Origin of the sequence: Xanthomarina sp. GH4-25, assembly GCF_045363175.1 — a bacterium.
Taxonomy (GTDB): Bacteria; Bacteroidota; Bacteroidia; order Flavobacteriales; family Flavobacteriaceae; genus Xanthomarina.
The window spans coordinates 161926-173864 of record NZ_JBJFLO010000003.1 but is presented as its reverse complement, the minus strand read 5'-3'; the positions used below and the strand labels follow the sequence as shown (position 1 = coordinate 173864).

At 33.4% G+C, this 11939-nt stretch carries 13 protein-coding genes; 7 read left to right on the top strand and 6 right to left on the bottom strand.

Annotated features, from left to right (window positions below; genetic code table 11):
* Window positions 1-177: 177 nt before the first annotated feature.
* The 7 genes from ACI5KZ_RS05370 to ACI5KZ_RS05340 all read left to right on the top strand — a co-directional run bounded on the left by ACI5KZ_RS05370 (window position 178) and on the right by ACI5KZ_RS05340 (window position 5335).
* Window positions 178-588 carry a BrxA/BrxB family bacilliredoxin gene (locus ACI5KZ_RS05370; protein WP_109309307.1) on the top strand — a complete coding sequence of 137 codons (411 nt, stop codon included), beginning with the start codon at window positions 178-180 and terminating at the stop codon, window positions 586-588.
* A gap of 99 nt (window positions 589-687) precedes the next feature.
* A complete protein-coding gene (locus tag ACI5KZ_RS05365; RefSeq protein ID WP_406847136.1) occupies window positions 688-1089 on the top strand; it encodes a hypothetical protein in 402 nt (133 codons plus the stop codon).
* Window positions 1090-1125: 36 nt separating this feature from the next.
* Window positions 1126-1863: a 1-acyl-sn-glycerol-3-phosphate acyltransferase gene (locus ACI5KZ_RS05360; RefSeq protein WP_109309305.1), complete on the top strand. Its 738-nt coding sequence runs from the start codon at window positions 1126-1128 to the stop codon at window positions 1861-1863.
* An 11-nt stretch (window positions 1864-1874) separates the two neighbouring features.
* Window positions 1875-2858: an acyl-ACP desaturase gene (locus tag ACI5KZ_RS05355; RefSeq protein WP_406847135.1), complete on the top strand. Its 984-nt coding sequence runs from the start codon at window positions 1875-1877 to the stop codon at window positions 2856-2858.
* Window positions 2859-2866: 8 nt separating this feature from the next.
* Complete coding sequence (locus ACI5KZ_RS05350) at window positions 2867-3523, top strand: HD domain-containing protein (protein ID WP_406847134.1); 657 nt, start codon at window positions 2867-2869, stop codon at window positions 3521-3523.
* Between the two features lie 256 nt (window positions 3524-3779).
* Window positions 3780-4709 carry an ester cyclase gene (locus ACI5KZ_RS05345; RefSeq protein ID WP_406847133.1) on the top strand — a complete coding sequence of 310 codons (930 nt, stop codon included), beginning with the start codon at window positions 3780-3782 and terminating at the stop codon, window positions 4707-4709.
* 134 nt (window positions 4710-4843) lie between these two features.
* Complete coding sequence (locus ACI5KZ_RS05340) at window positions 4844-5335, top strand: nuclear transport factor 2 family protein (protein ID WP_109309302.1); 492 nt, start codon at window positions 4844-4846, stop codon at window positions 5333-5335.
* Between the two features lie 177 nt (window positions 5336-5512).
* Here ACI5KZ_RS05340 and ACI5KZ_RS05335 read toward each other — a convergent pair whose 3' ends face one another.
* The 6 genes from ACI5KZ_RS05335 to ACI5KZ_RS05310 form a co-directional block, all read right to left on the bottom strand.
* On the bottom strand, window positions 5513-6295 hold the full coding sequence (locus ACI5KZ_RS05335; RefSeq protein ID WP_406847132.1) for an enoyl-CoA hydratase/isomerase family protein: 783 nt from the start codon (window positions 6293-6295) through the stop codon (window positions 5513-5515).
* Window positions 6296-6360: 65 nt separating this feature from the next.
* Window positions 6361-7815, bottom strand: coding sequence for a PAS domain-containing sensor histidine kinase (locus ACI5KZ_RS05330; protein ID WP_109309300.1), 1455 nt, complete (start codon window positions 7813-7815; stop codon window positions 6361-6363).
* A 125-nt stretch (window positions 7816-7940) separates the two neighbouring features.
* Window positions 7941-8489, bottom strand: coding sequence for a CopD family protein (locus ACI5KZ_RS05325; RefSeq protein WP_109309299.1), 549 nt, complete (start codon window positions 8487-8489; stop codon window positions 7941-7943).
* Window positions 8490-8502: 13 nt separating this feature from the next.
* Entirely contained in the window at window positions 8503-9864 is a 1362-nt protein-coding gene (locus ACI5KZ_RS05320) for an MATE family efflux transporter (protein WP_406847131.1), read from the bottom strand.
* Window positions 9864-10901 (bottom strand): ferrochelatase, encoded by a 1038-nt coding sequence (gene hemH, locus ACI5KZ_RS05315; protein WP_406847130.1) that lies wholly within the window; start codon window positions 10899-10901, stop codon window positions 9864-9866. Before hemH ends, ACI5KZ_RS05320 begins: the two co-directional genes overlap by 1 nt.
* 46 nt (window positions 10902-10947) lie before the next feature.
* Complete coding sequence (locus ACI5KZ_RS05310; protein WP_109309296.1) at window positions 10948-11856, bottom strand: helix-turn-helix transcriptional regulator; 909 nt, start codon at window positions 11854-11856, stop codon at window positions 10948-10950.
* Window positions 11857-11939 lie beyond the last annotated feature (83 nt).

Genomic DNA, 11939 nt, shown 5'->3' with positions numbered 1-11939 from the left:
TACTATTGTTAGTCGATTATTTGTTGAAATTGTTACGCAAACGCCCTAAAATTTAATTGGTCTTCAAAAAATCTTAACACGTTAAAAGTCTGCTAATGCTCCATGACAAATGATTACTTTTTCCGTATCTTTGCAGTCCCGAGACATCGGGAAAATATTAATCTAAAAATTTAAGATATGTATCCAGCAGAATTAGTAAAACCAATGCGTGAAGATTTAACCAAAGTTGGTTTTGAAGAATTACATACTGCCGAAGCTGTTGAAACTGCTTTAGCTAAACAAGGTACTACTTTAGTAGTAGTAAACTCGGTTTGTGGATGTGCAGCAGCTAATGCACGACCAGGAGCAAGAATGAGTATTCAAAACGCAAAACGTCCTACAAATTTAGTAACGGTTTTTGCAGGTGTAGATAAAGAAGCTGTTGATAAAGCTAGAGAGCACATGATTCCGTTCCCTCCTAGTTCTCCTTGTATGGCTTTGTTTAAAGATGGTGAATTGGTTCACATGTTAGAACGTCATCATATTGAAGGACGTCCAGCAGAAATTATTGCAGAAAACTTAATCGATGCTTATAACGAACACTGTTAGTCTAGCATTATAATTAAAATTATAAAGCCACGATTTTTATCGTGGCTTTTTTATAGAATTTCATATGGATTTAATAATATTGTGTCTTAAAAAACCGTAATGAAAATCTCATTTATTATAAGCTTAATCATTTCGCAACTAATCTTTTTAGCTGCTTTTAGTTGTTCAGATGATGATGAACCTACTTCATGTAAAGACAGGAAATTATTTTTAAACGAACAGCGAAACCAAATCCGAGCTTTTGCAGAAACTTCAATCTGTAGTGACGATTTTGAATGTCGTTTTATAGCTTTCGGAAGCAAACCATGTGGTGGTCCATGGGAATTCTTAATTTATACCACTTCCATTGACACATTAGAACTTACTAATTGGGTTACTGATTTCAATACTCTTGAAGCGACTTTCAATCAAGAGGGTTGTGGTGGAATGTCAACTTGTGATACTCCACAACCTCCAATAGGTTTCAACTGCGTAGATAATACCTGTATTCCTATCTATTAATGTTTGTAAGCTCTTATATTTTCTTAATTTTGTAACATGCAAAAATTAGTAGCTTATATCTTAACGTCTATTTACGCTGTCGTCTTTTTATCGACTTTAGTTGTATTCCATCCTATCCAATGGTTTTGTTATAATGTGTTAGGATATCAAGCCCATAAAATTAGTGTCGATTGGCTTCAGTTTTTTATCATGAGGTGTACCAATATTTTAGGAACCCGTTACACCTTTACCAATCCACATACTATAAGTAAAGATACTCCCTTAATTATAGTGTCTAATCATCAAAGCATGTACGACATTTCACCTATTATGTGGTATATGCGCAAACATCATCCAAAGTTTATCAGTAAAAAGGAATTAGGCAAAGGCATTCCAAGCGTGTCCTACAATTTACGTCATGGTGGTTCGGTATTGATCGACAGAAAAAACCCAAGACAATCCTTACCTGCTATTTTAAAATTTGGAGAATATATTGAAGAAACCAAACGCTCAGCCGTTATTTTTCCTGAAGGCACAAGAAGTAAAGATGGACACCCAAAACCTTTTCAAACCAAAGGATTGGAAATGTTATTTAAAAAAATTCCTTCAGCAACCATTGTTCCTATTACTATTAATAATTCATGGAAAATGTTAAGATATGGTAAATTTCCTATGGGAATTGGAAATCACATCCAATTAACGGTTCATGAACCTTTAAAATTAACTAACTTTGATGATAAGCAAAAGTTAATTAAACAAATTGAAACCACTATTTGTTCTTGTATAAAACCTTAAAATTCTAAATTATGTCGTTAAAAAATGTCAGATTAGAAGTCATGAACCATTTAGAGAAGGATGTCGATTCTTTAATTGAAAAATATTTAATTCCTATAGATAGTATTTGGCAACCATCAGATTTTTTACCTAATTCTGAAGGGGAAAACTTCATGGAAGAAGTAAAAGAAATTAGAGAACTTTCTAAAGAACTTCCTTACGATTTTTGGGTGGTTTTAGTTGGAGATATGATTACTGAAGAAGCTTTACCAACCTACGAGTCTTGGTTAATGGATGTAGAAGGTGTGGATCAAGTTGGTAGAAATTCTTGGGGAAAATGGGTAAGACACTGGACTGCCGAAGAGAATAGACATGGAGACGTTTTAAACAAATATCTTTATCTTTCTGGGCGTGTAAATATGAAAGAAATTGAAAAAACCACACAACACCTTATTGCCGATGGTTTTGATATTGGTACAGATCAAGATCCATACAAAAACTTCTTATATACCAGTTTTCAAGAGTTAGCCACTTACATTTCTCACAATCGTGTGGCTAAACTAGCTAAAGACAAAGGCAATAAGCAATTAAGCAAAATGTGTAAAATTATTTCGGGAGACGAGATGAGACACCATCATGCTTATTGCGAATTTGTAGAACGCATTTTTAAAGTAGATCCCAACCAAATGATGATGGCCTTTCAACAAATGATGAAGCTAAAAATTACGATGCCAGCACATTTTTTAAGAGAATCTGGTGGTAAAATTGGTTCTGCTTTCGAAGAGTTTTCAAATACAGCACAACGAATTGGTGTTTACACATCCAACGATTATGTGGATATTTTAGATAAGCTTATTAAACGTTGGGAAATAGATAAAATAACCAACCTATCTGATGAAGCCGAAAAAGCGCGAGACTATTTAATGAAACTACCATCGCGTTTAACCAGACTTTCTGAACGTATGAAAATTCCAGAAAATTCGCATCAGTTTAAATGGGTGGAACCTGCTGTTTAAATCTTAACATGACACAGCAAGAGCAAATTGAAAACACCAAAACTTTTGTAAAAGAAACCCTAAAGCATGCCGAAGGTGGTCATGACTGGTTTCACATCTTAAGGGTCTATAAAAATGCCTTACTTATTTCTAAAAAAGAAGAAGTGGATGGATTTGTTGTCCAACTTGGTGCTTTATTACATGATATTGCTGATAGCAAGTTCCATGATGGAGACGAAACAGTTGGGCCCAAATTAGCTCAAGATTTTTTAACTCGTATACATGTTGAAAAAGAAGTAATTGAACATGTTGTTAATATCATTGAAAACATTTCATACAACTCATCTCTTGATCCTTCAAAGACTTTTAAATCCCCAGAATTAGATGTGGTTCAAGATGCAGATAGATTAGATGCACTTGGAGCTATTGGTATTGCTAGAACCTTTAATTATGGTGGCTTTAAAAACAGAGCACTTTACAATCCAGATATTCTTCCAGACCTCAACATGAGCAAAGATGTCTATAAAAAATCTACGGCTCCAACCATCAACCATTTTTACGAAAAATTATTGTTGTTAAAAGATCTCATGAATACAAAAACAGGGAAGCTAATTGCCGAAAAACGCCATGAGTTCATGATGGTTTATCTAGAGCAATTTTATGCCGAATGGGAAGGTGAAAAATAGTTTATATGTCATACAAAGAGGGTCTCAAAGGACGACCGAAGAATCTTATTACTATAGATTCCTCCTATCGTTGAAATAACAACATCTTGAAAAATTTAGTCAAGAAGACAGACCGTCAATCAAGGAGAAACGACTGAAGAATCCATTTTAAGTTGCAACCTAATTATCATTATTAGAAATAAATGATATCTTAGTACCTCTCTACCTACAAGAAATAGCGTTTCATATCAATCTATATTATAAATAAAACGTATTCATGATGACGAATTCTTTAAGAAATCCAAACGTATTCATTTTGGTTCTTTCCATCCTTATTATTAGTTGCCAATCAAAACAAGACAAACCAGATGTCATTGAAGAAGTTCTTACAGAACAAAATGAAATAACCCCAAATCCAGAGGAAGAAGAATTAAAAGCCCTTGTAGAAAAGCTATTATTTAATGTAGGTAATTCTAATTGGCAAGCTTTGGATTCCATAGTTTCAAACAAAGCAAACTTGGCAAGTGCCATAATTCGAGATGGAGCTTCGAAAAATTCCGTCATCACAATTGGTGAATATTTTGAGTCACAAAAAAATCGTGAACGGAAGCCCTTTTACGAGCCAGTAAATGAATACAAAATCCTTATAAATAAAGGGCAAATTGCTTTTGTTTGGGCTGATGCTACCTTACATAGTTTTGGTGTTCCACGGACAAATAACATCGACAATTTCACGCTTGTCAAGGAAGATGGTAAATGGAAGTTTATTAACATCTCATTTACAAATACACGCTTACCTGAAGAGTTGAGAAAATTTGATTTGGAGATTTTTGCTAAAAGCTACGCGCAGGTCTGGAGTGGTGTGCGACCGGAATTTGTAGCTATGTTCTTTGAAGAAGATGGATCATTACAAGTAAATGATGGCGATCATGCCATTGGCAGAGAAGCGATAACAAACGTGGCACAAGGATTTATGACTGCTTTTCCAGATATGGTTGTACGTTTTGATAGCCTTGTTCCAAAAACAAATAGCACCGAATTCCATTGGACGTTAATAGGAACAAACACTGGACCTAATGGCACTGGTAAAAAAGTGCAAATTAGTGGTTTTGAAGCATGGACTTTAAGTGAAGAAGGACTCATCCAAGAATCGAAAGGCCATTTTGATACCAAAGAATATCAACGACAACTTGAATTTGGCAATTAACAAAATCTCTTAATCTTGACTTTGTGCAAAAAAAAGACGAACTTCGTTTACAGCTGATATTAAACATTAAAACAATTTCATATCAGACCGTTAGCTGCAAGAATAAGAAACAATTAACCTAAATTAAAAATGATATGATTTTTCAAAAAATAAGATTGCTTTTTATTTCAATTATTCTATTACAAGCCTCATTATCCTATTCACAAGAAACATATGAAGATATTTTAGGAAGAACTTATGTACCTGCCAATCAAGAATTGTATGAAACTATTGTATCATTGGATAAAAAATTATTTGATGCTTATAATTCCTGTGATATGGATGTGCAAACCGCTCTTTATTCGGAAGATTTGGAATTTTTTCACGATGAAGGAGGCCTATCTACCTCAAAAAAACAAGTTCTAACTGCACTGGAAAACAATATTTGCAATAAAGTTTCAAGAACCTTAATTGATGGTAGTTTAGAGGTTTACCCTATAAAGGATTATGGAGCTGTTATTATGGGTTATCATACTTTTAATAACAAAGAAACTCCAGAAAATAAAACACAAGCAAGTAGATTCGTTATGATTTGGAAAAAAACGGATGAAAATTGGACTGTGACGAGAGTCATTAGTCTTCATTAAAATACAAAATTCCAGCAGCTAACACCGTATAAAATTAATTGCTAGTTCTAGCCTACTTACGAAAATCCTCACGGATTTTCTATTCGGTTTTTATTAGCTAAATTAGGTACTTAAACACACCACAAATCATACACAAACACGTAAATGAAATTCTAATTAAATCTGTAAAATAATCTTTTATTTCCCAGGAAAATCAGCTTTACGTTTTTCTAGAAAAGCAGTCGTTCCTTCGGTAAAATCTTCGGTACCAAAACAGTTTCCAAATTCCTCAATTTCTACTTGAAAACCATCTACGCCATCTTTAAAATTTGCATTCACAGCTTTAATTGCGCCTTTAATGGCAACTGAGGAATTTCGCATAATTTTACTGGCAATTTTTTCTGCAAGTGGTAAAAGTTCTTCTTGGTTAGTTACATGGTTTACCAAGCCATAAGCAAGTGCTTGGTTAGCGTCAATCATTCCAGCTGTCATAACTAGTTCCATAGCACGACCTTTCCCAACCAATTGTGGTAAACGTTGTGTGCCACCATAACCAGGAATAACACCTAAAGACGTTTCTGGAAGTCCCATTCTAGCATTATCGCTAGCCACTCTAAAATGACAAGCCATTGCTAATTCCAAGCCTCCACCAAGTGCAAAACCATTAACTGCAGCAATTACTGGAGTTGATAAATTTTCAACAAAATCGAATAGTAATTCTTGCCCTTTTGCTGCTAACTTTCCACCATTTGCAACATCAAAATGCGCAAACTCGCTAATATCTGCTCCAGCAACAAAAGCCTTTTCGCCACTTCCTGTTACAATAATGACTCTGGTGTTGGCATCTTTATTTGCTGCATCTAAAGCATCATGTAATTCTTGAATTGTTGCCTTGTTTAAAGCATTTAATTTACTTGGTCTGTTAATAGTTATGGTTGTTATTCCGTTATTGCTTTCTGAAATGATGTTGTTGTATGACATGATTGTTGATTTTATAATGACGCTTCAATTAACCAAGAGCGATCATATTTATAATTTAAGTTTTTTTAATCTTTTGGAAAAGACACTTTAAACGTTGTGCCTTTATTTTTTTGAGTTGTAAAGGTAATATTTCCGTTATAAGTTTCCACAATGTTTTTTACCATTCCAAGTCCTAATCCCATACCACTTGATTTTGTGGTAAATTTTGGTTCAAAAATCTTTCGGTTATTTTCTTCCGTAATACCAATACCATTATCTGTAATTTCAATAATTACTTGTTTGTTTTTTTCAAATAATTTAACTCCAATATGTTTTTCTTCTTGCTCGTCTGGAATGGCTTGAATACCGTTTTTTACCAAATTGGTAATCACACGAATAAGCTGTGTTCTATCTAATTTAGCCATAATCTCAGTTTCTTCGCATTGAAACACAATATAATCTTCACTAAAAATATCTAAAGCCAAGCGTGTAATTTCAACCAAATTCAACATTTCGTTTTGTTGAGCTGGCATTTTAGCAAAATTTGAAAATGCCGAAGCAATAGAACTCATGGTGTCTATTTGCTGAATAAGCGTTTTAGAATATTCGTCTACTTTTTGATAGATGTTCTCGTCGTTTGGATCGAATTTTCTCTGAAAACTTTGTACACTTAATCGCATAGGTGTCAAGGGGTTTTTAATTTCATGCGCTACCTGCTTAGCCATTTCCCTCCAAGCTTGTTCACGTTCGCTAGTGGCTAATTTTACAGCACTTGCTTCTAATTGATCAATCATGTCGTTATACGATTTTACCAAAGCTGCAATCTCTTCGCTGGAAGATTCAATCTCTATTTTTTTATTGTGTTTTTCCAGTCTGGTTTCATTCATTTTATCACTAATGGTTTTAAGCGATTTGGTAATATATTTTGAAAGAAAATATGCCAGACTTATGGCAATTACAAGCATTAATAAATAGGCATATGCTAATCGCTCTAAAAACTCGTTAAGTTCTTTGTTTAGAAAATCGTCGTTCTCTAAATATGGTAAGTTTAATATGGCTAATGGTTTGAATTTTTTATCTGTAATATAGGTGTATGAAGACAAAAAGGACTCGCCACCTTCAACAGTTTTACTTACAAATCTATGCTCGTACGTATTAGAAATAACATTTAAAACCTCAGGGTCTAAACATTTTGAAATGGAATCTGTTACAAAGCGTGGTTTTGAAGATTTTATAAGTTCGCCATCTAAATCGTATAGGTTAATCTGTAATTTATGAATGGCAGCAATTTCATAAATTTCTTCTTTAAAAATAAGGGCGATATTTTCTGTAGTAACGGGATAGGTTGTTTTTTTTATAGCGTATTCTATACTTTCTTTTATATTTTCTTCTTTTCGCTCTAATCGTTCTTTATGGTAGTCTCTGGCCTCTTCATTATATTGATAAATAGTTACAGCAGCAATAAGGATAGATGCTAATAAAACCAATAGAATCATGGCTATAAAAATGCGAAGTCGAAGCGAAAGTTTTCCTAAATTCATGCTAAAAATTGTGCTGCAATAAATATAACAATAATCAAACCAAATGTGCTTGACTAAAGCTATATTTAAAATTCAATTGGTTGCTACGTTTAAAAAAATGAAAAGTACGGTTTAGAAATAGCTTATTAAGCTTCTGGGTTTCTCTCTCTAATTCTTTTGTACATTTTGAAACCTAACATTAATAACATGCCCAAAACAAAAATACCAATAACACCAAATACCCAATTAATTGCACTTTTTAAAATAACCAAAAACACCACTGCAAATAAAATAAATGTGGCTCCTTCGTTCCAAAGTCTCATAAAATTAGATGACTTTTTAACGACATCTTGTTGCAATTGTTTGTAATAGATATGTGTTTTAAAATGGTAGATATATAAAAGCAAAACAAACCCTAATTTAACATGCATCCATGGTTGTTGTAACCATTGCGGTTGTAATATTAATAACCAGACAGCAAAAATAGTTGCTAAAATAGCCGAAGGCCAAGTAATAATATTCCACAATCTTTTTGCCATAAGCTTTAATTGTTTACCAAGTATTTCTTTTTCTGGAGAAGGCTTATGAAACGCTTCTATTTGATACACAAAAAGTCTAGGAATGTAAAACAAACCTGCAAACCAAGTAATCACAAAAATAAGGTGAAGTGATTTTATGTAATTGTAATATTCCACAGTCTAAAGGTACTTATTCTTTTTCTTCTAGTTGAATGACTAATGTTGCTTTTATTTCTTTATTTAAATAAAAAGCTGTGACAATAGTGGCTAATATATCTGAAATTGGGAAGGACATCCAAACACCTAATTCGCCATAAAATATAGGCAAAATGAGAATTAGAGGTATAAAAAAGAAGCCTTGCCTTGTTAAAGTTAATAAAAGTGCTGGAATGGCTTTCCCGATAGCTTGAAAATAAGCAGCACCAATAAGCTGAATGGCTATAATAGGTGTCGCTGCAAAAACCCAACGCATTGCACTTGGAGTTTCCTTAATAACCTCTGCATTGTTAGTAAATAACCTTGTTATTGCTTCAGGGAAAATCATGAGTAATATAAAAATAAAGGTTGCTAAAAACACCGCATATTTTATAGCTGTGTTAATCGATTCTCTAACTCTTGCAAATTTTCCTGCACCATAATTGAATCCTGCTATTGGTAAAAATCCTTGCGTAATTCCAAACACAGGAAATAAAGCAAACATGAGCATTCTGCCAACAATAGCGTAAGCCGTTACTGAAGATTCTCCACCTAAATCGTAGAGAATATTATTCATAAAAAGATAGGTAATACTCACAACGGCTTGCCTGGCCAATGTAACAAAACCCAGGGATCCAATTTCCGAAACAATAGCTTTTTGAAGTCCAAAATGTGGGAATTTCAATTTTAATTCTGAATTCTTAGAAAGGAAATACCAGAAAATAAATCCAAAACACAACAAATAAGATATGGTAGTTGCCCAAGCCGCTCCTTCCATGCCAAAATCTAAAAGATTTATAAAAATATAATCTAAAATAAGGTTTCCTACCGAAGGAATCATCATAGCGTACATGGCAAATTTGGGTTTGCCTTCTGCTCTTATAACTGTGTTCCCCATCATGCATAAGGCTAGAAATGGCACACCATAAAGCACAATAGTATAATAAATTTTTGCAGGTTCGAAAATGGCTCCTTTTCCTCCAAAAGCAGGAATAATATCATCGACATAATACAATCCAAAAACCACTAAAGTAACTGTAAACAAAAGCGTTAAAGTTATTTGGTTACCAAATGTTTTTAAGGCTTTTTCTGTGTGGTCTCCACCAAGAGCTCTGGAAATAATGGAGGAACCTCCAATACCAATAGACATTCCTAAGGCAGCAATAAAAAAAGAAACTGGTAAGACCACATTAATAGCAGCAATGGCAGTAGACCCAATCCAATTACCCACAAAAATTGTGTCCACAAGAATGTTTAGAGACATGACCAATATGCCAATAGAAGCTGGAACTGCTTGTTTTATAAGAAGTTTACCTATAGGTTGTTTGCCTAAATCTTGTGACGTTGCTTTTGCCATTAAACGCGTTCTGCTATACTAGGTTCTGCCCAACTTTTTATCCATTTTGCCAGTAAATGCACCCATGGATCATCATCGTTTAAACAAGGAACGGTTGTAAATTCTTTACCTCCAATTTCATGAAATATTTCTTGACCTTCCAAGGCAATTTCTTCCAAAGTTTCTAGACAATCACTAACAAAAGCAGGTGTTACAATAGCCATATTTTTAATGCCTTCTTTACCTAATCGCTCAATAGTTCTGTCTGTATATGGTAGCAACCAAGGATCGAAACCTAAACGAGATTGAAAACTACTTGAATAAGTGCCTGGCTTTAAATTTAATTTTTTTGCAACCAACCTCGTGACTTCCAAACATTGATGCCTGTAGCAAAATTCGTGAGCACTCGACGGGGTTTCGCAACAACTTCTATCTATTTTACAATGAGATTTAGTGACATCGCTTTTAAAAATATGTCTTTCTGGAACGCCGTGATATGAAAACAATAAATGTTCGTATGGATTTCCCTCCAAATGTTTTGAAATACTATTTGAAAGCACTTCTATATATTCTGAATTATTATAAAAAGCTGGAAAATCTGTGATTTTTATATTTGGAAAGTGAGCTTTTCTAATCTGTTCGGCTAATACTAAAATGGTTTCTGTTGTTGCCATTGCAAACTGTGGATACAAAGGAATTAACAACACTTCATCCACACCTTCATCTACTAATTCCTGAAGTCCTTTTTGAATGGTCATGGAACCATAACGCATAGCCAAAGCTACAGGATAGTTTTCGAGTTGTTGCTGCACTTTTTTCTGTAATCTTTCTGAGATAACAATTAAAGGAGACCCTTCTTCCCACCAAATTTTCTGATAAGCAGCAGCTGAAGCCTTAGGCCTGGTGTTTAAAATAATGCCTTTTACAATAAGTGTTCTTGCCCAAAGTGGTACATCAATAACACGCTCGTCCATTAAAAACTCTCCTAAATACTCTTTAACATCTTTAGGGTTAGGACTTTCAGGAGATCCAAGGTTTACTAATAATATTCCTTTCATATATTTAACAAAAAAATAAAAATCTTGATCTTAAAATTCTAAAAAATTATGTCTGCGAAGATACCGACATTATATATTTTTTTGGAGTCGTTCCGTATTTCTTTTTAAATGCCGAGATAAAATGGCTCGATGTACTATAACCTACTTTCAAACCTACTTCGTTTACATTATGTCCTCCAGATTCTAAGAGCTTTCTGGCAAACTCCATTTTATAGTCGAATAAAAAACTAAAAACAGAATCGCCATAGATTTCTTTAAATCCTTCTTTTAGTTTTTTTAGGCTTAGCTGAATTTCGTCTGCAAGTTCTTGTAGTGTTGGAGGTTCTGACATTCTAGAAATAATAATATCTTTAGCTTTTCTAATTTTAATAACATTGGTTTCATCTACTAAAAAAGGGCATTGTTCTATATTAGCATCTTCGCTTCTATTAAAATACAAACTCAATAATTCGTATGCCTTTCCTTTAAAATACAGGTTTTTTATTGATGAATTCAGGTTGTAATTTATCAGCTGATTTAAAACAATAGACATAGAAGGTGAGATTTTACCATCTTTATAATACTTTTTATCTTTATTATCATCACTTAAAAACGTGATATAATCTGCCTCTTGAGAAAATAGGCTGTGAAATTTTTTAATAGAAATCAATATCGAAACAAGCCATGAATGTGGATTCACTACTAAATGTATTGGTAAATCGCGTTGCGGATTATAAAGTAGTAACGAATTCTCATCCTGAATATCTAAAGCGTATTTGCCTTCATTAAAAATAAATTTACTGGATCCTTTAACACAATAATGAAATTGAATAAAACTACTATCTATCTTACGTTCAAGAGTTTCAAAAACTCCACTTTCATTCTGATACGTCAAAACAAAAAAATCTTGATCAATATCCACTTCAGAAAAAGCACCTTTAGCGATGTTTTTTTCTGCACTAAAACTTGAATTCATTCTATTTTATTTAGATTCATTCTAAACTAAATTATTTAAAAGCATTGATATAAGGGCAAAAGTATGATAATTATCATATTATA

Excerpts from the sequence above, each read along its gene's own strand:
- ACI5KZ_RS05310 (WP_109309296.1), bottom strand. The coding sequence starts at position 11,856 with ATGAATTCAAGTTTTAGTGCAGAAAAAAACATCGCTAAAGGTGCTTTT.
- ACI5KZ_RS05340 (WP_109309302.1), top strand. The coding sequence starts at position 4,844 with ATGATTTTTCAAAAAATAAGATTGCTTTTTATTTCAATTATTCTATTA.
- ACI5KZ_RS05335 (WP_406847132.1), bottom strand. The coding sequence starts at position 6,295 with ATGTCATACAACAACATCATTTCAGAAAGCAATAACGGAATAACAACC.
- ACI5KZ_RS05360 (WP_109309305.1), top strand. The coding sequence starts at position 1,126 with ATGCAAAAATTAGTAGCTTATATCTTAACGTCTATTTACGCTGTCGTC.
- ACI5KZ_RS05345 (WP_406847133.1), top strand. The coding sequence starts at position 3,780 with ATGATGACGAATTCTTTAAGAAATCCAAACGTATTCATTTTGGTTCTT.
- ACI5KZ_RS05365 (WP_406847136.1), top strand. The coding sequence starts at position 688 with ATGAAAATCTCATTTATTATAAGCTTAATCATTTCGCAACTAATCTTT.
- ACI5KZ_RS05330 (WP_109309300.1), bottom strand. The coding sequence starts at position 7,815 with ATGAATTTAGGAAAACTTTCGCTTCGACTTCGCATTTTTATAGCCATG.
- ACI5KZ_RS05370 (WP_109309307.1), top strand. The coding sequence starts at position 178 with ATGTATCCAGCAGAATTAGTAAAACCAATGCGTGAAGATTTAACCAAA.
- ACI5KZ_RS05350 (WP_406847134.1), top strand. The coding sequence starts at position 2,867 with ATGACACAGCAAGAGCAAATTGAAAACACCAAAACTTTTGTAAAAGAA.
- hemH (WP_406847130.1), bottom strand. The coding sequence starts at position 10,901 with ATGAAAGGAATATTATTAGTAAACCTTGGATCTCCTGAAAGTCCTAAC.
- ACI5KZ_RS05320 (WP_406847131.1), bottom strand. The coding sequence starts at position 9,864 with ATGGCAAAAGCAACGTCACAAGATTTAGGCAAACAACCTATAGGTAAA.
- ACI5KZ_RS05355 (WP_406847135.1), top strand. The coding sequence starts at position 1,875 with ATGTCGTTAAAAAATGTCAGATTAGAAGTCATGAACCATTTAGAGAAG.